The sequence below is a fragment of the Paenibacillus sp. JNU01 genome (assembly GCF_059130585.1).
In genome coordinates, this window is the sequence record NZ_CP169723.1 from 2,623,554 (window position 1) to 2,646,591 (window position 23,038).

A 23,038-nucleotide genomic window follows, 5' to 3' on the forward strand; every position below is an offset into this window, starting at 1 on the left:
CCTCCCTCAATCGCTTTACTTTAAGTGGTCTATATAAGTTGAACTAATCATTTATACGATAACGGAGAGGAAAGAAAAAACCTGAAAAAGCGAAGCTACAAGCTTTCTGCAAGAAAGCTACTTCGAAAGCATACACTTCGCCTACAAGCTTTCTGAAAGAAAGCTGCATCGGAAGCATACGCTATCCCTGGATTTCCCCTTAAGAAAGGGAATCGAAAGCATCTGGGGATAACAGCGATTGGAAGGTTATTCTGTCAACGTAGTGTCAGTATAAATAATCTTAAGTTCAAATTATATAGTTACCATCTCATATGTAATATTCGGATGCGGAATGAATCAGAGCGATTACACAGGATATCGCTGCATCTTCCATTCCGCATCATGCTGCTGATCCGGATATACAGATTGCCTGACATTACAGATCCGGGTTCAAGAGCTGAGGTGGGGCGATAATCGGCCATCCTTCTTCCAACGAATTCAGCTGTTCCGCAGACACACTGATAATATGCCCGGAATGTATACCCCAACGTTCTGCGGCATAGACCGATACAAATCGTCTCCGCTTGCCTCCGCTGATCTGATATCGAATCTCGGGTGCATCCACTGCGGCAACAATACTTCCTTCTGCCCAGAGATGTGGAGAATCCTGGACCGCTTTATTCTGCACCTGATGTGACTCCATCGGCCAACCTTGCACGTCACCTGCTGATATCAGTGCATCTCCGGCAGGAATGGCGAGCAGATCCGGTTTGGCCACCTGAACAGGGGATATTCCACGAGGTACAGGAATGTTCAGCTTACGCCGCCGACCGCTAGTTAACGTATAGACATCACCTTTCGCATCCGACAGGAACGCACCTTCCGGGTAGAACTCACAACTGCGTCTAAACTGTAATGCTGGATCTTGGCTACCCTGTGTTGAGATTCGCTGACGCGAATCGATTGTGCTCATGTCTCTATCCTCCTGTTGGCCGGATGAGGTACCAGAGGTGTGTTGGCTCGCCAACCGGGACGTCTCGGCAACCAGGCCATGAGGATCTCCCCACTTTTGGTTATAAAACTGCTCGTTATCCTTGTTCACTACTGCAAAATCCTGCTCACCCAATGCTTTCATGCTGACACTTCCAAAGTGATGGATAAAGGCATCCCCGGCTACCGCAAGCTGGTATCCTGCCAGCTTCACCCGAATGATCCAGTCGTCATCTTCATAATTGCCCACCGCATACCCTTCGTCCAGATAACCTACCCGTTCCAGCAGTTCCCGCGAGAATAGCCAGCAGAATCCGACCAGACGATCCGTGATTCGATGTTTGTCTGCATCCGGACGATTCTGTATGGCGGCAAAAGACCACATCTCTCCTACCTCACGATATGGGACCTCGATCTGCTGATCCCCGCCAATATAGTTGGTCACCGGACCCACCACACCAATCTTCGGATCACTGGCAAGACATGTCATCATATTATCCAGCCAACCCGGAGTAACCAGCGTATCGTTGTTCAGTACAATGATATGTCGTCCTCTCGCCATCATCAGCCCGTGATTAACACCTCCGGCAAACCCCCGGTTTTGATCCAGTGCTGCTACCCTCACCATGCCGCCTTTGCGGAGCATAGCCTTGGCAGTTCCATCCTTGGAGGCATTATCCACGACAATGATTTCGTAGGGGGCAGGTGTATGCTTTTCAATACTGGACACACATTGCAGCACATACTCCCGCTGATTGTACGTGGGAATAATGATGCTAACTCCTTCAAAAACCAGACCAAAGGAACTCTGTCCCTGGCGGACACCTTCGTCGTATCCTCTATGATAACCCTGTTTGTAGAGCCTGGCTCTGGTTGCACGGCTGCTTTTACCGTTGCGTCTGGATTTCCGCGTTGAGCGACGAACTGCTGCATGCAGGACGACCCTGGCAGGTCGCGAGACATCGCGCTGTGAGGCAGGGCGGGCCGTTTTTTTGCCGCTGCTTATACTCCCATTCCGGCTGTTTTCACTGCGAGTGCTGTTATTTGACGTGATGTTGTGATGACTGTGACCCTTTCGACGGATGTCGTTTCGAACATTAACCTTGTTGCTGCGGCCATGACGTTCTTCCCCGCGCTGTTGATCGGGTGTGCTCATATTGCTCCCTCCATTTCCACTCGTCCGTGAGGCCAATGCGCATATGACCAGCCTCCGGACGGTCCACTAGAGTTGAAGCTCTCCTTTTACCAGTTTGTCAGCCAAATGTCCAAAATCAAAAGCGACCTTGCCGAGTTCACCCGCGATTCGTCGACACAGAATGACCGCCGGAATACCCGCTGCCACCAATGCGATATCGAAGGCATGTTCTGCGGTTAGCTGCATCACCCTCGGAATGTCCATCACTCCCGTCACAGAACCAATGATGCCTGTGACATGAATCCCCCGGTTATGCAGCAGTGCTCCAAGCTCTGCGGCCTGGCTGCCTATAAGCAAAACCCGTCGCCCTTGCAGCAATGGCAGCAGCAAGCCGGACTGGTGCAGACTATAATTGATGGTAGAGCTGGTCAACTTTAGCCGGGACCAGTCGATTCCGAAGTGACGCAATACGGGGAAGAGCAGCCCCTGGAATGTGGGCGCCCGCGAGATCGGGACGCCAACCCAGTCGGCGGCCTGAATGGCTTCCGCAAGCATCGCGCGGATGTCGGGGGTTGAGCATGGCACCCCTGCATAGGGCAGAAACGGTGCCAGCTCCTGCACTTCCTGGCCGGGCAGCACCGTATCGGCTGCCAGCGTCAGCAGTTCGCCATCTCCGAGGCGAACGACAGACAAGGGGCGCTGTGCATCCAGCGCCGCCACGATGTGTCCAGCCATCTCATGCGGGCTGGACAGCCGGGTCAGGCTGGGCGCGTATTGGCGAAATCCTGCCGCGATCAAATCTGCCGCCGCCACGACAGGCAGAATGTGATCCGGCGGGATATGCTGCGCCACCAGCGCCTCCCCGCCGGCGAATACGCCGTCGCGGTAGCCCTCGGCATAGCCGCCGGGCACGGCCTGCGCCTGCACTGCATGCTCCGCGAGCTGTGCAGGCGCAGGCAAGCCCTTGGCGCTGCCCGCATGCGCGCCGGCAGCGCCATCCCGCCCAGCGGGAGCGACACCCTTCGGATGTGTCGCTTGGCGCGGGGCGGGGCCAGCACCGCTGGCAGGCATCGCCTGTGGCGTGCTGGCTTGCGGTGCTGGCATGGGCGCACGGCGCATCGCCGTGCGCTGCTTGGCGCGGGCAGCGGCACGCCCGCCCCGCGCGGGTGCAGGCTTGCGCCCAGCAGTGGCCTGGCGCGGGCCGGCTTTGCCTTTGCGGGTGCGACTGGCTCTCGCCGCTTTGCTCGCACTCGCAGGGCCAGCTTTGCCGGCGCTGCCAACAACAGTGCCTGGGCTGCTCGCATTGCCTGCACGGACCTTATGCGCTGCGCCGGCAGATGTCCCCGCTTTCGTCAGGGTACTGCGTTTCCCTGACTTCACACCTTTGACTCCAGCAGGCCCGGTACCTGCTGCTATCGGAGTGCCACTGCCCATTAATACAGCCGGGTGGATGCCCCGGGGCTTACCTGACACAGTGACCTCAGCAGGCCCGGTGCGTGTCACTACTCTCACGCCATTCCCTCCTTTGGCATTCACGAGGATGGTCGCTGCGCAAAGCGCCGGAGCATCCTTCCAGCTCCGGCGCAGGGTGTTCTGCTCCCATGGGGCACCGCACAGCGGCAGCATCAGGCGCATTCATTTTAGGGCAATTGTCCTTTCATGCGAACGGCTGCTTCCTGGAGCGAATCAAATGTACCTGCATCACTCCAGTATTTCTGCAAAATGTCGTATTCCAGTCCGCCAGCAGACGCGTAGTGATTATTCACATCCGTAATTTCGAGTTCTCCGCGCGCAGACGGCGAGATATTACGAATCAGGTCAAAAACATGATCATCATACATGTATATTCCCGTCACACAATAAGAGGTTTTCGGCTGGCTTGGCTTCTCCTCAATATACGAGATTCGCTGCGGATGCTGTGGATCAAAGACAGGCACCCCGTAACGTCGTGCATCATCCACCTCTTTGAGCAGGACTCGTGCTGTACCCGCAGGTTGCTGCATGTAGCGGTCCACATAAGGCTTCAGATCATCACTGAAGAGATTATCCCCGAGAAGCACAACGAATTTTTCGCCAGGAAGAATAAAGGATGTCGCCAGATCCAATGCTTCCGCGATCCCGCCTGCCTTTTCCTGAATACGATAAGTCAATTTGACCCCATGATCCGCTCCGCCACCAAGATACTCTGTATATAGCCCGGCGGAATGTTTGTTAATCACAATCAATATTTCATCAACACCTGCCTGGCGGAGCCTGTCAATGCCGTACATAATCATCGGATGTTTTCCGACTGGAAGCAGATGTTTGTTAATGAGCCGGGTCAGCGGATACAGTCTAGTTCCTGTTCCGCCGGCAAGAATTACACCTTTCATTCCACGTTCCCTCCTTCATCGGATATGTCCATATATTCAAGCGGATCGACATGCCATTTGTTCATAAAAATCGAACGATTACGCTCAAGCAGTTGTTTCCATGCTATCGGATCTGTCTTCTGGAAGCTGGCACTTCCCTGATGATGCACAAGAACATCTCCACATACCAGCAAGCGATAACCCTGCAATCTTGCTCTATAACAATAATCATCATCTTCATAGTGTCCCGGAGAATAGGCCTCGTCAAGCAGTCCAACCGATTCCACGACATTTCGTTTCATCAGCATGCACAGACCGACAATCCGGCGAACTTCCCTCCACCTTGAAGAATCCGCAATATTATTGGAATTGGCCAACTCCTGAAAATGTTCCATGTCACGGAACGTCAGTTCAATCTGCTGGATGCCGCTTGCATAGTTCGTAACAGGACCCGTGATCCCAATACTTGCGTCACTGTACAGAGCCATTCGCAGATTCTCCAGCCAACGGGGCGTGACCGTAACATCATTGTTCAACAGCAGCAGTTCATCCCCGCAAGCTGCTCGAAGTCCAGCGTTACACGCGGCCGGAAATCCCCGATTGTCCGGAAACCTTACAAATCGAATTCGCTCCAGCGCGCAATATTCAGCCGTTCCATCCGTCGAGCCGTTATCTACAACGATAATTTCATACGACGCAGGATCGCCTGAGTATTGACGTATGGCATCGATGCAGGGCCTGATCAGATCCAGACCGTTGTACGTTGGGATAATGATACTCGTCAGTGTCATCTGGCGTTCCTCCTGTAAGCCACTTCTGCACGGGAGAGTGTGTGAGACTGAGCTGAATTCCAACCTGTACCCAGTAATGTAGCCAGTGCCTCCAGATGATCTCCGATGATCAATCTGGCGACATCATTCCCACTTCCCGTGTTACCAGGACGCAACCGATTGGAACGAATAACATCCACCTGACTTGGTGCGGAGACGTTCATTCCATGCTGAATAGCTAGACTTTGTGCTTTAGGTGGAACGGCCAGTGATGCTGGCTTCACCGTCTGAATCATACGACGAGATAATGCATGAGGCACGGCTGTCATGGAGTTGGAACCGAGATCTGCCCGGCCTAATATTCGGTTCAGATATGCTTTGATCCGGCTTACCTCATCCTGCCCGGCAAACGCAGGAAGCAAAGACGTCAGATTATTCAACGCCACATCCTGTCCCCGATCAACGGCGAACAGAAAGGGTGCAAGCTGTTCAGCCGGGACGACCATATCTCCATCCACAAAGAGTACCGACTCCGCATCCGTCATCTTGGCTCCAAGAGCCCGCCCGACATCATGTCCTGCCCGATCCGGTTCATAGACTACTGTAAGACCAGGTTGCTTTAGCACCTGTTTCAAACTGTCATCTGTCGTTCCATTCAGTACGACAATGATATCCGTCAGAGGCAATCGCTTTAATTGCAATAGCACCTGCCCCAGTGTGTGTTCCTCATTACAGGCACAGACAACGGCAGCAGCCGAATGACGAAGGGGAACTGGCACGATCTGAAATGAATGTCCCGAGGCATGAGCATAACCCTGCATAAATGCCTTACCTGCCTTCAGCGCTAGATCGAAGTTGCTTAGTTCCGTAACGTTCGCCGCGTGTGCATTCCATACGAGACGTGCGTGTTTGTCTGATGCTGTATTGTTCGCCTTCGCCTCGTTTCCTGCAACTTGCCCCGCTTCCCACATCAAGTGCAGATCCACTTGGCCAGACGTTGATCGGCTTTTTCTTGTTTTTTGAAGCTCCACATGCATCTTGTTCCCACGACGCCTGTTAATTCCTATTCTTGCTGCTCTCGTTCGTCTATTTGTTGTCCGCCTGCGGCGGGCAATCCCTGATCGTCCCTTCATTTCCTCACCTCCAGCATGTTGCATCATCCGATGCGACATGCTTACCTCGCCAGGTTGCGAACACGTTTCAGATCGGTATACCCTCCGCGGGGGCCGAGCGTATCCGTAATCCACTTGATCGCTGCCATATGATCATTCAGCACCACTTGACTTAGCGGATCAGGTCCGCTTCGCTTTTTGATTCGTACTGCATTCATTCTACCCACAGGTACGTGGTGAACAGCGCGTACCCGAAGTCCACCGATCACAGCCTTGGCTTGTGCGAGTGGCGGAACTTCCAGTGAGGATATTCCCATGACCTCAAGTCCTTTTCGGCTTATTGCATGTGGGATAGCTGTCATGGATGCCCCCCGGAGATCGGATCTTGCGAGTATGCTGTTCAACATGTGTTTGGCCTCCACGACCGGATGAACAGGATGACGAGTAACTGGCCCATGGTAGTCGTTAAGTGCCACATCCGTTCCCTTCAGCACAGCTTTCACATAAGGTGCAAGGTGCTCTGCAGGAATGGAAATATCTGCATCAGTAAAAAGCAAAACCTGACCACAGGCCGCCTCTGCGCCTACTTTTCGTCCTCCATCATGCCCCAGTGCTTCTGCATACGTAAGCACTCGTGCTCCAGCTCGTTTGGCTGCGTTAGCCGTGCCGTCTGTTGAGCCATTCACAATGACAAGCACCTCAGCATCACGGCATATCCGCAGCGCTTCACGTACAACTGTACCAATCGTTTTCTCCTCATTCATAGCAGGGATAATCACCGACAGCAGCGGACGCTGAGAACCATCCCCATGGGCAGGTGCATCACTCATGCCATTTTCCGCTCCATTCTCTACTCCATCCCTAGCCTTTGACATCAGCTGTCTGGATGGAATAACGAACGTATAGGCCTTTGTACCCTTTTTGTGTCCAGACTTCCCTCTTCGTTTCTTCAGCACTGTTTTTCTGCGTGTCTCATTTGAGCGGGCTGCATAACGTGCTGTGGTACGGGTTTTGCGCAACAGTTTCACCTCCCGCATTCAATCATCGGCATGCCAAGGGAGTACACGTTATTCTATGTATTCGTGGAGCAGTGGAAACGGCGTATGTCCTTGCACGAAGCAGGTTCTCTCTGTGAACACGAGGGTACAGGCCTTGATTTTAGACAAAATACGTCAAAATATGTGAAAAACGCTACCTCTCCCCTACTTCAGACACAATTTTAAAAAAAATCTAAATTTGCATCTTTTCCAAAGTTTTACACTGTGATAATATACGTTCCAAGCAGTTTTATTTACAAAAATAACCTTATGGTGAACATAAGTTCCCATTTGTCTTTGCGAATCTATTTATTGACCTTAGGTTGATTAGATAATGATCTCATTCACAGAACCTGTTAAACCGATTCATTCTACTCTTGAGAGGAGTGATGCCGTTCAGAACACACTGCCTTCGTCATTTATGCAAACCCGGATTGAACACCCCAGTTTTTCGTAAACGAATCTTCTGCCCGCGCAATTGGACAACCCCCGGCTTTCTGAAAGTGGAGCACAATAGACGATTAAACCTTCGGACTGAACTGAATAAAACGGTCACCCTTTCGTTTGGTGTCGTACTTAACACCTCCCGAGCTAAGGCCCAAGCCAATTTTGTTCCAATCGTTTCTTGTCTGATTCCACGCTTCAGGTTCAGCCCCACACTCCGCGCTGCCTAAGTTGCAGACGGAATTCCAACCGAGATTGGCATGATCATTTTCCAACCAAAAAATAAGCTAAAGAATGGGAGAGTTTACTATGAAATTCGCCAAAGTTATGCCAACAATTCTTGGAGGAGCTCTTTTGCTCGCTTCCGTATCCTCTGCTACTGCAGCTCCATTGTCTGATCAATCCATTCCACTTCAGGCCCCTTATGCCTCCGAGGAGGGTATTCCATTGAACAGTGGAACAGATGACACCATCTACAATTACCTTGGACAGCAGGAACAATTCCTGAATTCCGATGTGAAATCCCAGCTCAAAATTATCAAAAGAAACACAGATACATCTGGTGTGAGGCACTTCCGCCTGAAACAGTATATTAAAGGTATCCCGGTATATGGTGCAGAACAGACGGTTCACCTGGACAAGACCGGAGCCGTGAGCTCTGCACTTGGCGATCTTCCACCGATTGAAGAGCAGGCCATTCCGAATGATGGTGTAGCCGAGATCAGCGGGGAAGACGCAATCCAGATTGCAACCGAAGAAGCAACCTCCCGGATTGGAGAGCTTGGTGCCGCGGAGATCACACCTCAGGCTGAATTGAACATCTATCATCATGAAGAAGATGGACAGACGTATCTGGTTTACATTACGGAAGTAAACGTACTGGAACCTGCCCCTTTACGGACCAAATATTTCATCAATGCAGTAGATGGCAGTATCGTATCCCAGTTTGACCTCATTAACTTTGCCACTGGAACAGGTACAGGCGTACTCGGTGATACCAAAACACTGACAACCACCCAATCCGGCAGCACCTACCAACTGAAAGACACCACTCGCGGCAATGGCATCCAAACGTACACAGCGAACAATGGCTCATCGCTTCCTGGTACCTTGCTCACGGATTCGGATAATGTATGGACCGATCGTGCTGGTGTAGATGCTCACGCCCATGCAGCTGCTACGTATGATTTCTACAAAAGCAAATTTAACCGTAACGGGATTAATGGTAACGGATTGCTGATTAGATCCACCGTACACTACGGCTCCAACTACAATAATGCCTTCTGGAACGGAGCACAGATTGTCTTTGGTGACGGAGATGGAACGACGTTCCGATCCCTGTCTGGTGATCTCGATGTTGTGGGTCATGAATTGACGCATGGTGTCATTGAATATACAGCCAATCTGGAGTACCGTAATGAACCAGGTGCACTCAACGAAGCCTTTGCCGATATTTTCGGTAATACGATTCAAAGCAAAAACTGGCTGCTCGGTGATGATGTCTACACACCTAACATTCCAGGAGATGCACTGCGCTCCCTCTCCAACCCTACATTATATGGTCAACCTGACAAATACAGCGATCGCTACACAGGCACACAGGACAACGGCGGTGTCCATATCAACAGTGGTATCATCAACAAAGCCTATTACCTTGCTGCTCAGGGCGGAACACATAATGGTGTGACTGTTACCGGAATCGGCCGGGATAAAGCGATCCAGATTTTCTACAGCACACTGGTGAACTACCTGACACCAACGTCCAAATTTGCCGCTGCCAAAACAGCTACCATTCAAGCAGCCAAAGATCTGTACGGAGCGAATTCTGCTGAAGCTACTGCCATTACCAAAGCGTATCAAGCTGTAGGCCTGTAAAATCTTACTTTATCGTGATTGAACTTATAATGTACTCATCCTAATGGTATCCAAACGTTCAGACACCCCCCACCGTCCGAACGGATTAAGCTTAGTTCAAACCAAAAGCGGTGTCCCGGACAACTCTGGACACCGCTTTTGTCATTCGTGTAATAAGGATACAACAACCTTCACTATCCTTGCGAAGGTCCCGCAGCAATCCATGACAATAACCCGTACGTATGCTTGCAATCTGCCGTACGCGACACCTCAAGCACTGCTTCGTCTTCACTTTGCGAGAGCAGGGAAATCTGGAATCCCCGATCATTGCTCATACCCACAATCACATAATGTTCTGAAGCAAATGACTCTTCAAAAACAACGGTTACCTCTGTGCTTCCTTCACTCTCTGGCAGGACAAAAGCTTCCATTCCGAATTGTTGTACAACCGGTTGCTTGCTTACGCTGCGAACGGGTTGGAAGGCCAGATGTTTGGCCTGAACTGCCCCCGATTGCAACTGGCTGCTGCCTACGGCATCATTACACAGATGCTCCTGTGTAACCGATTGTTCACTTAACACAAACTCCGTCGTTCCAGCGTTCTCCTGTGACTGTTCAAGCTGCGGTTGCTGAGCCTGATCTGCCTGTTCTGTGGTGAACAAGGCCGCCTCTGGTTCGCCAAGCTGATCACTTGGAGATAGCAACTCTTGTTGTTGCTCCGGCTCCTGATTCGATGTCTCGTGAATTTGTGTTACTTCCAGAACAGGACCGGGTATTCCTTCGACCAGGGTCTGCTGTAAAGGCTCTGCTGCTTCGCTCTCCGTTTGAATTAATCCCTCTTGTCTTCGGATCGCTGCCAGTTGCTCCAGCGTTTCTCCACTGAACTGACGAATCGCATTCCATATCTCTTCGCTCAAATGTGCCGGACCTACAATCCCTGCATTTAAGTGATTGGAAGTAATACTCTGATCACTCAGTTTGCTGCCGTTCACGCTGCCATCGGCCAATTTGGCACTAGTGACGGACCCATTTTGCAGATGAACACCGCTTACCGCTTCTTCTTCCAGATGGGTTGTGCGAATACTGTGTTCTTGAATATGTTCAGCAAGGATCGATCCATCCTGAATATGCCTAGATTGCACACTGTTGTCTGCCAAGTGGATAGCCGATACCGCACCTTCAAGCAATTTATTACCGTTAACACTGCCGTCCGCCATTTTGGCACTTGTTATGGAACCATTGTGCAGGTGAATCGCACTTACCGATTCTGCTTTGAGGTGAGAGATCCCAATGCTACGCTCCTGAATATGGTCAGCATGTATGGCTCTCTCCTGGATATGACGGGATTGTATACTTCCATTTGCAATGTGGACATCCGACACCGCATCTTCAAGCAATTTGCTGCCCGTTACACTGCCATCGGTCAGTTTGGCACCCGTTATTGACCCATCTTGCAGATGAACCGCACTTATTGCCTCTTCCTCTATATGGGACGTACCGATGCTATGCTCCTGAATATGATCAGCAAGGATTGCTCCTGCCTGGATATGGCGAGTTTGCACACTTTCGGATGCGATATGGCTCCCGCATACAGCATCATCGAGCAATTTGCTGCCGTTTATGCTACCGTCAGCCAATTTAGCACTTGTGACCGATCCATTTTGCAGATGAACGGCACTTACCGCTTCCTCTTCCAGATGGGTTGTGCCGATGCTTCGCTCCTGAATATGATCAGCATGAATGGCTCCTGCCTGAATATGCCCGGATTGTACACTGTCCGATGCGATATGAATCCCCGATACCGTGCCTTCGAGTAACTTGCTGCCCGTTATACTGTTATCCGCCAGTTTGGCACTTGTGACAGATCCATTTTGCAAATGAATAGCACTTACCGCTTCCTCTTCCAAATGTGCCGTGCCGATGCTCCGCTCTTGAATATGATCAGCATGAATGGCTCCTGCTTGAATCTGACGGGATTGCACACTATCATCTGCCATGTGGATATCCGATACCGATCCTTCAAGCAGCTTGCTGCCCGTTACACTGCCGTCGGCCAACTTGGTACTTGTGACAGACCCATTTTGCAGATGAATGGCACTTACCGCTTCCTCTTCCAAGTGATACATGCCGATGCTGTGCTCCTGAATATGGTCAGCCAGGATTGCTCCTTCCTGAATATGGCGGGATTGCACACTTTCGGATGCGATATGGATTCCCGACACCGCATCTTCGAGCAATTTGCTGCCGGTTACACTGCTGTCGGCCAGTTTGGCACTGACGACGGACCCATTTTGCAGATGAACGGCACTTACTGCTTCCTCTTCCAGATGGATTGTGCCGATGCTTCGTTCCTGGATGTGTCCAGCATGAATGGCGTCTGCCTGAATATGCTCGGATTGCACGCTTTCGGATGCAATATGCATCCCCGATACCGTACCTTCGAGTAACTTGCTGCCATTTATACTGCCGTCCGCCAGTTTGGCACTCGTAACAGATCCATTTTGCAGATGAAACTCACTCACGGACTCCTCATCCAGATGAATTGAGCCAATACTGCATTCTTGAATATGATCAGCCAGGATTGCTCCTTCCTGGATATGACGCGTTTGCACACTTTCGTTGGCAATGTGAGTAGCTGATACTGCCCCTGCAGCTAATTTGCTGCCATCAACACTACCGCTTGCTAGTTTGGAGCGTGTTACGGATTCATCCTGCAAAATAATCGTACTTACCGCCTCTTCTTCCAGATGAGACGTTCCGATGCTGCGTTCATGGATATGATGAGGAAGAATTTCACCATCCTGAATATGACGGGAATGTACAGCTCCTTGCTGCAGATGAACAGCACTTGTCGACTCTGCCTGGAGATGCAAACCACTGATCAAACCTGGCTGAAGATGAGCCGCTGTAATGGATAAAGGGGCCAGATGGTCTGTTTCGACAGATCCAGGTGCCAAGTGATGTGATGTGACCACCTGTTCAGCAATATGCTCCGCATGAATGATGTCTGCCTTCAGATGCTGTGAGCTTATTACTTGAGTTCCCAAATGTTCAGCTTTCACGCTGCCTTCAGCCAAATGCACGGATTGTACTACAGATGGCTGCAAGTGCTCGCTACCTACAGCACCCTGTTGCAGTTCTGTCCCGGATACCGAGTCTGCTGCCAAATGGTCCGCACTTACGGACCCGTGCCGAAGTTTGTTTCCCGTAATACTTCCATCAGCAAATAATTCCGGTGTGCGTATTTCCTCCGACAAATGTTCCAGGGAAACGGCATGCTGCTTCAGGTGATATCCGCGAATCGTTCCGGCTGGAATATGTTTGGCGTTAATACTTTCTGCCATAATTTTGGAAGAAGTCACGCTTCCGTCTGCCAGTTTAGCTGACGTAACTGCAAAATCCGCCAGTTTATCTGTGGCAACACTCTCTGGTGAGAGCTTCGGTGAGGTAACCGCATGATCGGTTAGATGAGGTGGAAAAATGGACCCACCAGCCAACTGGGCTGAAGTTATACTGCCAGGAGCCAATTTTTCCGTTGTGACCGCCGCCCGTGCAATAGCATCTGTTTCAACACTGCCTGGTTGAAGATGAGGTGCGCCTACGGCATGTTCTGTCAGATGATCTGATTTCACTGCATACGGCCTCAGGGCCTCGGAACCCACACTCCCTGGAGCGAGATGTGTACCTGTGACTCCACCGTTCGCAAGATGCGAGGAACTAACACTTCCCGGGGCAAGCACTCTGCTGCTCACCGATGCCGTTCCAAGCTTTTCTGTTGTCACACTTCCATCCGCGAGCTTAACATCTGTAACAGCAGCATCCTGCAATTCATACGTACCTACGGAGGACTCTGCAAGATGCCGCTCAGATACTACCCCATCTGCGAGAGCATCTCCGGATACACTTCCTGTCGACAGATGAGTTGCCTCGATGCTTCCACTAGCAATATGAATGGAATGAATTGCGGAATTATCCACATGTACTGGCGTGATTCCCCGATTTGCAATGTGTTCCGCACGAATGGAACCTTTGGCAAGATGTTTACCCTGTACGGCTTCATCCGCAATTTTGGAAGAAATGATGCTTTGATCAGCAATCTTGGAAGCCGTAATGGATTGCTCCAGCAATTTTGCTGTTCCAACAGACTGGTCTGCCAGTTTGCTGCTGGTTACTGCACCTTCCGTCAAATGCTCACTGCCCACTTCTCCATTGCCAATCTGTTCCTTGCCAACGGCATGAGCGCGAATCTGGCTTGAACCGATTGAACCGTCCAGTAGATGTCTTCCACTTAGTGAACCCTCTGCCAAATGTCTAGTTTGTATGGACCCATCCTCAATCTGGTCACTTCCAATACTGCCACTCGATAGTTGTGAACGGCCGACAGCCCCTTCTGCCAGATGAGTCTGTTTAACAGCACCTGCCTGAATATGGTGAGACTCGATGGATAGTTCTTCAATTTTGCTGCCTGTGACAGCAGCTTCACGGATTTTGGATGTAGTCACCGCATCATCAGCCAGTTTGGAAGTATGCACTGCTCCTCCGGTGAGGTGCCTTGTATCCACGCCGCTAATCGCGATCTTGTCTCCAGTTACGGCATGATTCTTGATTAACTCTTCCGTTACCAGCATGCGGCTGAGATGTCTTGTGCCGATCGAACCATCGGCAATTTTGGTCGAATCGATGACCTGATTACCAAGCTTCTGAGAAGTTATACTGCCATCTCTGATTTTCTCACCGGCGATAGAAGCATTTCGTATTTTGTGACCAGATACAGAACCGTCAATCAAGTGCTCCTCAGATACCGACGCTTCTGCAAGTTTCGCGGAAACAATGGCCCCGTCTGCAATATGAATGCTGGTCACTGCATAATCCTGCAATGCTTCACTGCCGACCGCATCCGGTTTCAGCTTGGAGGCATCCACAGAGAAAGGAGCCAGTTTGCTCTCCGTAACAGCAAATTCACTCAAATCATCCGTGTAGATGTAATGTCCGGTATGACCCGGCATCTGGTTCTGGTTCAGGATCTGCAGCCGATCCCTGTTTGTGATCTCTTGTTTATTGATGTCCTGCTTGTTAATGTCCTGCTCTTCTACCAGAGCGGGCGGAGCCACGCTGCTAACCTGAAGCTGCTTTTCGGAGACATCTTGCGTCTCAACTTCCTTACTATCAGACGCTACGTGGTCCGTCTTGATTTCGGCTTCGGCCTCTAGCTCCACCAACTCGTTCATTGTTGCAGGTAGTTCTGTTGATTCTAGCAGGAATTCTTCCGAAGCCTGAACAGCTCTCGAATCCCTTTTATTCGTACTCAATCGCTCTTCCCTATTCACAGTGAAACCTGAATTCATCTTATCTGCCCTGCGATCCGTCAGTTCCAATTCCTTGAATTTTGGGCTCACATGCCGCAGTTTCGGCGTCGGAACCTTCTTTTTGCCATTTTTACTCATGCAGCTTGCTCCTTCCTCAAACGTTCATCTCCGGCATCATATGCTTCCATATGGGCATCTGCCACTTCATTTATGACTTTTGCGAATGCCAGAGCACCAATGTATAGGCATCAAGACAGGAAGGTTCGATGAACTTCGTGGAAATAGGCGTGTTAGGATGGTAGAGGAAAGGCGGCTGTCCACGCCCCCGTCCCAATCATGTCATAGAATATTATGTCTATGTCGTGTCTGAGAACTCCTGAAGTGCATCGTTCACCGTCTTTTCTCCCCGTGCTGCGGCACTTTCCCTTGCTTGGAACGAAAATTCGGCCAAACCTGCTTCCTTCGGAGTTTTCAGTCATGACCTAAGCTAACGCTCGTGCATAGCGATGCACTTACACACCGGTCTGCGTTATCGCGATGTCTGAGCCATGCGGTGACAGGCCGGCATTCCATGAATGGACGATCCATGGTCGCGATAACATCGAAGGAGGAACGGTCATGCTCCAAGAAACGATCGGTATTATGTTCGATTCACGCATGTACCGGGGGATACCGGCCGGAAGGACCGGTCAGGAATCACTCGCGAATTATGAACAGGCAGCGGCCAGTTATGGATTAACCCCCTGCTTTTTGCGGCTGGAAGATATTGATTCGGATCAAAAAACATGTTTAGCCTATGTAAAAAAAGAAGGCAGATATGTTCGCGAACGCATGTTATTGCCCTCCGTCATTCATAACCGTTCACTTCAGCTTCGACGGACAGAACAGCATCAGATCAGCAAGCTGATGTTGCAGGGCATTCAGGTATTCAACGTTCGCAACCGGTACCGTAAAGATCATATTCATGACATGCTTCATCAGGATCTCATCTTAAGAGAACACCTGCCCCATGCCGTTAAAGCTACGCCAGAATCTCTGGCCTATATGATGGAACATTATGATGACCTGGTCATCAAACCATGCAGCGGTAGCATCGGTCATGGTATTATGCGTGTCTTTGAACGAGATGGACAGTGGAAACTAACCTGTGAGACGAAGGCTGCACGTAGAGGATGGGCAACCTTCCGATTGAGCAAAGGACAGCTTCCTTCCTCCACCCTAAGGCGGATCTTTCGTCATGCCTACCTCATTGAACAGCGTATCCCTCTGGTGCGTTATGAGGGCAGACCGGTCGATCTGAGGGTATCCGTACAGCGTGGCGGTGATGGCTTGTGGGGAATTACAGGCATGTTTGCCAAAGCGGCTCCTGCGCATACGTTTGTCACCAACATCGCCCAAGGCGGTAAAGTCATGAAACTTGCAGAGGCTCTTGGTGGGGCAGTGGAATCCGAATTTGATCTAGCCCGACTGGAGCACAGAATTGAATTCGTTGCGCTCCGAATTGCCCGTATATTAGCGGCCAGTCTTCCACATCTGGCTGATCTGGGCCTTGATCTCGGGATAACGCGCAATGGCCAGATCTATTTTATTGAATGTAATGGACGCGACCAGCGTTATGGATTTCGCAAGGCGGGAATGTCCGAACAATGGAAGACAACGTACAGCAATCCCATGGCTTATGGTCGTCTGCTGCTGGAACAGAATTCGAGAATTCCAAGACAACCGCAGACATACGATAGGAGATCATATTGATTTCGTGTGCATTCTGTGTCAATATTATGCAGAACGGCCGGTCTTGCCGGCCTTGAAGTTCGCATTAACCCTAAGGGGGATATTCATGGCAAAAACGCTGTTGCGATTAATGACCGAGCTTTCTTCGCGCAAATGGATCTCCCGGACTGTGGGAGCCTTTTCCAAAAGCCGGGGAAGTAAGGCATTTATCCCTTATTTTGTCCGGACCTACGACATCCCTGTTCAGGAGGCCGAGAAAGATTGGAAGGAATACCGTTCACTGAACGATTTCTTTACCCGCAAGTTAAAGCCGGGCATGCGCCCGTTGGAACTTTCAGAGCATGCACTGATCAGCCCGGTAGATGCCAAGATTACGGCAGCCGGTCCAATATCTGCAGGGACACTCCTGAATGTTAAGGGACAAAATTATACACTTGCTGAATTATTAAACCATTCTCCCCATTTGGAGAAGTACAAGCACGGATACGGATTCGTTCTCTATCTCAGCCCTCGCGACTATCACCGCATTCATGCACCTGTCAGCGGCCGCAAAATAGAGAGCGAACACATCAAGGGCAAAGTTTATCCCGTGAATGACTTTGGGCTGACCCATATGAAATCCGTGCTTAGTCGAAACGAGCGGCTCATTACGTATATCGCACACGATTACGGTGAAGTGGCGGTTGTCAAAGTGGGTGCAATGAACGTGAGTAGCATACAGTATGCTAACGCGGACACAAGTACCTGGGCACAAGGCGATGATCTGGCCTATTTTGAATTCGGTTCCACTGTTGTTCTGCTCACGCAGAGTGGTACATTTGAACCAAAACCAGGCCTACAGCCAGGCGATTCGGTCAAAATGGGCGCATTGCTTGGACGTTTGAAACCGAAGAATTAATGGTCCATACGCAAATAAAGAGGATGGCGCAGCACCTGTAACCAGGTATTGCGCCATCCTCTTTATGTCTTCATATCGATCCATGTATACATGCAATACGAAGCTTCGCTCCGTCATTATTGGTCTGCTGAGTTCTCCTCAAAACCACACATCTTGCAAGTCTCCTGCCGGTTTGACGCGACGCAGACGGTTCCGGAAAATATTGCATCCCTTCGTAGAGCATCCCCGGTTGCGGACCCGACGTTTTCCGTTCATCACAAGTTCCCCCTTTTGGTCATCTGGAATGCTAGATATTTACCCTTGCGTTCCAGACTTGAAACGTTGTCATGTTCTTCCCATCCGAATTTTAACGAATCTCGGACGGGCTTTTGCCTGTATACTGCTTGAACTGACGACTGAAAAAGAAAATATCCCGGTATCCCAGAGCATCTGCCACTTCGGTCACATTCATGCCGGTATGCACCAGCAGATGTTCCGCCCGTTCAATACGCATGCGGATAATATAAGATTGCACCGATGATCCGACCAGTTCCTTGAACTTGATCGAGAAGTACCGGGGTGATAAGCCCGCTCGGGCAGCCAGATCTTCCACCCGATGTGTAATCCCTGGATGCTGACGCACATAATTGGCGACCTCCTGGATAACATCGGACAACTGGTTGCTTACCTTTTTCTCCACAGGTTCTTCCGTATCGGCGCGCAGCAAATGAATCATCAACTGCTTCAGAATCAATCGACTCTCTTCATCACGTCCGTACACATCCGATAAGAACAGTCTTACATAACGTGCCAGCAAGTGCTCAAATTCCACCGTTTCCTGTACCTCACGATAGGACTGAGGCACATCAGTCACAGGTCCGTCCACATCGAAGTGAATATACGTAAGTACCAACGGTTTTTGTTTATTATGTGTTGCAGTAGGATGATCTCCTGGCCTGAATAAAAAACAACTCCCCTTGCCAACTTCATACGACTGGTCATTCAGTACAAGCGTTCCTTCACCACTCCATACATAAAATAAATCATAGTTTTGCATCGGTTTTTCCCGCTTCTGCCACTTCCAGCCCGGTTCACAGACAATTTTGGCGACAGCGGGCAAAATAACAAATGATGACGGCGATGCCTGCAGCATGTCGCCACTCCCCCTTGATAGTTAATCTCTCTGCATATGGCATCATTCTGATCTGAATCTCACATCTTCAATCAAGGCCATATGTATTTCAGCATCTAGCATCATTCAATCCAACTTGCTCATATATGATCTCTGCTCTTACAGGAGCGAAATGTCTTATCCTATTATACAGCGGAATTCACCGAAACGAAAATGTGCACTTCTCCCAGGCTATCCGCATTCGCCGGATTCCCTCTGTCATCTCTTCTTTCTCCAGATGTGCAAAAGCAAAGCAGGCCGCCGGATGACCTGAAGTCAGCCGATATCGCTCTGCATCCCGAAACAGTATGCCATCCTCCCGAGCGAACTTTTTAAACCGCTGATAACTGTCTGCATCGCCATTCCAGGTAGCGTAGATATGCAGTCCTGCATCACCAAGCTGCATCTTGAATGCTTCCGGCAACTGTAGCTCCATCTCTCGGACAAAAAAATCATGCCGTTCCCCGTATAACCGGGTTAACCGCCGTAAGTGCCTCAGGTAACCCCCTCTGGTCATAAATTTGGCCAGTGCGCGCTGCTCCAACAGCGCGGGAGGTACCGGCTCATACAGGGCCTTGGCAGCAAGGAGAGGTTCCACCAGACCAGGTGGCAATACGGCATAGCCAAGTCGGAACGAAGCAACCATCGTTTGTGAGAATGAACCGACATAGATGACACGCTGTTCACGATCAAGCACTTTGAGGGGTTCAATTGGTCTTCCGCCCCATCGGAATTCACTGTCATAATCGTCTTCGATAATGACCGCATTCCGCTTCGAGGCCCACGCAAGCAAGGCACGTCTTCTGTCCAACCCCAGCACGGCACCTGTTGGAAACTGACGAGTAGGGGTGACGAATAACGTCTGTGCCTCCCAAGGCTGCGGAATAATGCCTGCAGCATCCACATCTGCCGGGATGATGTACCCACCACAGGACTTGACGGCATGGGCGATACCCGGATAACCCGGATTCTCCAATACAACTGCTGCATTCTCCGTAATCAGCAGTTGAGACAGTAAGGTTATGCCTTGCATTGACCCACTGAACAATACAATCTGAGCTGCTTCAGCCTGGATGCCACGAGTCCATCTGAGATGGGAGGCGATGGCCTCACGCAGTTCCGGATCACCAGCTGCACCGCTCGATTCTCGCCAACCACTGCGATGAACAGCAGCGAGCGCACTCTTCCATTCCCCTAGCGGGAAATGTTCGGCAGGCATGCGCTGCATTTGAAAATCAATGACGGACGGCTTCGGTGAAGACATTGTGGTCCGCAGGACCTCATGTTGCGTATTCAACCTCTGTACCCGCTCGCCCCAGGGAGAGAGACTGAGAACGGCTTCCTGTTTCTCATTTTCCTGGGCGGATAATGTTTCGGTTACAAAGGTACCTCTTCCCCGATGCGCATGGACATAACCATCCGCAAGCAGCATGTCGTATACCTGAGCTACCGAACCACGTGACATCTCATATTGCCTTGCCAACTCACGGGTGGAAGGAAGTCTTGTGCCTCCCACCAATGTGCCTGCATGAATGGCATCACGTAACGCATGGTACAATGCCTCATACTTGTATCGATGCTGAAGTTCATAGGTATCCATCGGCAGCCACAATTCCATCATGCACCTCTCTTCATTCGTCTTCATTATGTATCCTGACCAATTGGCCTACTAAAGTGAATCTAAATTGGATCTATTTCATTGTCAATGTATGAACTATTGTTATCCATAAGATATGGCGTTCTATTATACATTTCATTGATGGGGGAATACACATGAGACGGAAAGAATTCACAGTAGATGAAGAACAAGAAATTACGGCATTTCTGGATCAGTGCTCCTTCGGGTTTCTGGGGACGGTCAGTCCGGATGCACAACCACGGGTTACGCCACTGAATTTCGTTTATATGGACGGTTGCTTTTATTTCCACGGCAGTCTGGCTGGCGAGAAGATGAAACAGATCAAACAGGATTCGTCGGTCAGTTTCACGGTAGCTGAAGAATTCTCCTTGATTCCATCCTATTTCAGTGATCCCGAGCTTGCTTGTCCGGCGACTTCATTCTTCAAAAGTGTCATGGCCTTCGGTCAGGCAGAACCGGTTAAGGATCTGGACATTAAGGCTAAGGTACTGCAACGATTCATGGAAAAACTCCAGCCGCAAGGCGGATATGTACCGATTGATGCTACTGACCCGCGTTACACAGGCAACCTCAAAGCTGTAGCCGTTGTAAGAATCATCCCCGAACGAGTCACTGCCAAATTTAAATTCGGACAAAATTGGTCCATTGAACGCTTGGATCATATACGGGGTGAACTGGAACAGCGCAATGAGGGACGAGATGCTGAAACCGCTGAGATGATGCGGAAATATTGTCCATTTCATCAGCAATAAATTTCATTTTCAGAGGATTCATCCAAGGATAAATTCAGCTAATTCCCACCTCGAAACCCTCTGCAACAACGCGGTAAAGTGATATAACTGTCATATTGCGTAATTTCCGTGACGGGGGCATGTCAAGGTGATATAATGTTAGGCAGTTGAATCACAAAGACTTGGAAGGATGAAAAGAATGAATCCACTGGCTGAACAGTTGAACGAAAGTATTCAGACAGGCAGCAGTCACGTCTACTCCATGCTGTCACAGCTTGGCAAAGAAATTTATTTTCCAAAAGAGGGGATTTTGAGTCAATCTGCTGAAGCAGCAAGCTTGGCCAAGACCCATAATGCCACGATTGGTATCGCCCTGGAGGGTGGTGTGCCGATGCATCTCCAGGTTATTCAGGAGAAGCTGTCTGCATTCCAGCCAAAGGATCTGTATCCTTACGCTCCACCTGCAGGCAAACCTGAATTGCGGACCGTCTGGAGAGACAAGATGCTGAAGGAGACACCTTCCCTGGAAGGCAAAACATTCGGCAATCCGATTGTAACCAATGCATTAACCCATGGACTAAGTATCGTAGCCGACCTGTTCACCGATGAAGGGGACGCTGTCATATATCCGGATAAAAACTGGGAAAATTACGAGCTGACCTTCGGCATCCGTCGTCATGGCCAGTTGGTTCATTATCCCCTGTTCGATGATCAATTGAACTTCAACAGTGACGGTCTGCTTCAGGCGTTGCTTGATCAAAAGGACAAAGGTAAAGCCATCGTGCTGCTCAACTTCCCGAATAACCCTACAGGTTATACGCCTGGAGCCAAAGAAGCAGATGCCATTGTAAACACGATTCATCAGGCAGCTGAAGCTGGCGTGAACGTGGTTGCTGTAACAGATGATGCGTACTTTGGGCTGTTCTTCGAAGATTCCATTCATGAATCCCTGTTTGGCAAGCTTGCCAACATTCATCCACGTGTGTTGACCGTAAAAGTGGATGGTGCAACCAAGGAAGAGTTCGTATGGGGCTTCCGCGTTGGATTCATTACGTATGCCCATGAAGATGCAGCCGTTCTGCATGCATTGGAACAAAAAACACTCGGTATTATCCGGGCAACGATCTCCAGCGGCCCGCATCCTTCCCAGACTTTTGTATTGGATGCACTCAAAGCACCGGAGTTTGAAGCACAGAAACAGGAGAAGTTCGAGATTATGAAAGGCCGCGCCAATAAAGTGAAGGCCATTCTTGATAGCGGAAAGTATGATGATGCATGGGATTATTATCCGTTCAACTCCGGTTACTTCATGTGCCTGAAGCTGAAAGAAGTTGGCGCTGAAGAACTTCGGAGCCATCTACTTCACAAATACGGCGTGGGTACAATCGCGCTTGGTGAAGCGGATCTGCGCATCGCATTCTCCTGTATTGAAGAATCCGGATTGGAAGATCTGTATGAAACCGTCTATCGTGGAGTTCAGGATCTGCGGACGACTTAGTTAAAACAGACCTGAACCCTGAATGATATAAGAACCCTCTGTATGCCGGGACGACGTTACATGTCTCCGAATATATAGAGGGTTCTTTTAGTTCTTTTTGTGTTTTACAACTCGCCAGATATCACTGCTACACCCGGACAGCTGCCCAAAAGCTCGAAATTCTGGCTTTACCGGGCATCGGCCCAATCAGCCCACCCCCAAGGCACATAGTATACGATGTACGCAAGGGCGTGCCAAACAACCACTTGAAAGGGGAATGACCATGTCTGGAGTTGAAGATACAAGAGGCGGTTATGGATGCGGCGGTTACGGAGGATTTACGAACACAGGTGCCATTCTTGTTCTGTTCATCTTGCTCGTTATTATCACGAAATCATTCCTCTGTTAGTACTGAATACACACACATGCGCGGA

General features: G+C 50.1%; 15 protein-coding genes. 6 read left to right on the plus strand and 9 right to left on the minus strand.

Annotated features, from left to right (window positions below; genetic code table 11):
• Nucleotides 1-415 precede the first annotated feature (415 nt).
• The 6 genes from NLBNIHML_RS11440 to NLBNIHML_RS11465 all read right to left on the minus strand — a co-directional run bounded on the left by NLBNIHML_RS11440 (nucleotide 416) and on the right by NLBNIHML_RS11465 (nucleotide 7,356).
• Entirely contained in the window at nucleotides 416-2,125 is a 1,710-nt protein-coding gene (locus tag NLBNIHML_RS11440) for a glycosyltransferase family 2 protein (protein WP_339257171.1), read from the minus strand.
• Between the two features lie 66 nt (nucleotides 2,126-2,191).
• Nucleotides 2,192-3,031, minus strand: a complete 840-nt coding sequence (locus NLBNIHML_RS11445; RefSeq protein WP_339257173.1) for a GT-D fold domain-containing protein — start codon at nucleotides 3,029-3,031, stop codon at nucleotides 2,192-2,194.
• Nucleotides 3,032-3,744: 713 nt separating this feature from the next.
• A complete protein-coding gene (locus NLBNIHML_RS11450; RefSeq protein WP_494354407.1) occupies nucleotides 3,745-4,476 on the minus strand; it encodes a sugar phosphate nucleotidyltransferase in 732 nt (243 codons plus the stop codon).
• Nucleotides 4,473-5,246 (minus strand): glycosyltransferase family 2 protein, encoded by a 774-nt coding sequence (locus NLBNIHML_RS11455; protein ID WP_339257177.1) that lies wholly within the window; start codon nucleotides 5,244-5,246, stop codon nucleotides 4,473-4,475. The genes NLBNIHML_RS11450 and NLBNIHML_RS11455 overlap by 4 nt, the downstream gene beginning before the upstream one ends.
• Nucleotides 5,243-6,358: a glycosyltransferase family A protein gene (locus NLBNIHML_RS11460; RefSeq protein ID WP_494354408.1), complete on the minus strand. Its 1,116-nt coding sequence runs from the start codon at nucleotides 6,356-6,358 to the stop codon at nucleotides 5,243-5,245. Before NLBNIHML_RS11460 ends, NLBNIHML_RS11455 begins: the two co-directional genes overlap by 4 nt.
• 41 nt (nucleotides 6,359-6,399) lie before the next feature.
• On the minus strand, nucleotides 6,400-7,356 hold the full coding sequence (locus NLBNIHML_RS11465; protein ID WP_339237391.1) for a glycosyltransferase family 2 protein: 957 nt from the start codon (nucleotides 7,354-7,356) through the stop codon (nucleotides 6,400-6,402).
• 771 nt (nucleotides 7,357-8,127) lie between these two features.
• On the opposite strand from NLBNIHML_RS11465, the gene NLBNIHML_RS11470 reads away from it, so the two are divergent.
• Nucleotides 8,128-9,693: a M4 family metallopeptidase gene (locus NLBNIHML_RS11470; protein WP_339257182.1), complete on the plus strand. Its 1,566-nt coding sequence runs from the start codon at nucleotides 8,128-8,130 to the stop codon at nucleotides 9,691-9,693.
• A gap of 173 nt (nucleotides 9,694-9,866) precedes the next feature.
• Here NLBNIHML_RS11470 and NLBNIHML_RS11475 read toward each other — a convergent pair whose 3' ends face one another.
• Nucleotides 9,867-15,116, minus strand: coding sequence for a WIAG-tail domain (locus NLBNIHML_RS11475; RefSeq protein WP_494354409.1), 5,250 nt, complete (start codon nucleotides 15,114-15,116; stop codon nucleotides 9,867-9,869).
• A 480-nt stretch (nucleotides 15,117-15,596) separates the two neighbouring features.
• On the opposite strand from NLBNIHML_RS11475, the gene NLBNIHML_RS11480 reads away from it, so the two are divergent.
• Both NLBNIHML_RS11480 and asd read left to right on the plus strand, forming a co-directional pair.
• The gene (locus NLBNIHML_RS11480; protein WP_339237397.1) at nucleotides 15,597-16,730 is read left to right on the plus strand and encodes a YheC/YheD family endospore coat-associated protein; all 1,134 of its coding nucleotides are present in this window, start codon (nucleotides 15,597-15,599) and stop codon (nucleotides 16,728-16,730) included.
• An 85-nt stretch (nucleotides 16,731-16,815) separates the two neighbouring features.
• On the plus strand, nucleotides 16,816-17,607 hold the full coding sequence (gene asd, locus NLBNIHML_RS11485; RefSeq protein ID WP_339237400.1) for an archaetidylserine decarboxylase: 792 nt from the start codon (nucleotides 16,816-16,818) through the stop codon (nucleotides 17,605-17,607).
• Between the two features lie 346 nt (nucleotides 17,608-17,953).
• Here the strand turns inward: asd and NLBNIHML_RS11490 are convergent, their stop codons facing one another.
• Together NLBNIHML_RS11490 and pdxR are read right to left on the minus strand one after the other, a co-directional pair.
• Nucleotides 17,954-18,739, minus strand: a complete 786-nt coding sequence (locus tag NLBNIHML_RS11490) for an AraC family transcriptional regulator (RefSeq protein ID WP_105601246.1) — start codon at nucleotides 18,737-18,739, stop codon at nucleotides 17,954-17,956.
• 178 nt (nucleotides 18,740-18,917) lie between these two features.
• The gene (gene pdxR / locus NLBNIHML_RS11495) at nucleotides 18,918-20,375 is read right to left on the minus strand and encodes a MocR-like pyridoxine biosynthesis transcription factor PdxR (protein WP_472479445.1); all 1,458 of its coding nucleotides are present in this window, start codon (nucleotides 20,373-20,375) and stop codon (nucleotides 18,918-18,920) included.
• Nucleotides 20,376-20,530: 155 nt separating this feature from the next.
• Here pdxR and NLBNIHML_RS11500 point away from each other — a divergent pair, with 155 nt between their 5' ends.
• The 3 genes from NLBNIHML_RS11500 (at nucleotide 20,531) to NLBNIHML_RS11510 (ending at nucleotide 23,013) form a co-directional block, all read left to right on the plus strand.
• Nucleotides 20,531-21,148 carry a pyridoxamine 5'-phosphate oxidase family protein gene (locus NLBNIHML_RS11500; RefSeq protein ID WP_494354410.1) on the plus strand — a complete coding sequence of 206 codons (618 nt, stop codon included), beginning with the start codon at nucleotides 20,531-20,533 and terminating at the stop codon, nucleotides 21,146-21,148.
• A 178-nt stretch (nucleotides 21,149-21,326) separates the two neighbouring features.
• Nucleotides 21,327-22,625 (plus strand): aminotransferase class I/II-fold pyridoxal phosphate-dependent enzyme, encoded by a 1,299-nt coding sequence (locus tag NLBNIHML_RS11505; protein ID WP_339257188.1) that lies wholly within the window; start codon nucleotides 21,327-21,329, stop codon nucleotides 22,623-22,625.
• A gap of 262 nt (nucleotides 22,626-22,887) precedes the next feature.
• Nucleotides 22,888-23,013, plus strand: a complete 126-nt coding sequence (locus tag NLBNIHML_RS11510; RefSeq protein ID WP_206759599.1) for a YjcZ family sporulation protein — start codon at nucleotides 22,888-22,890, stop codon at nucleotides 23,011-23,013.
• Nucleotides 23,014-23,038 lie beyond the last annotated feature (25 nt).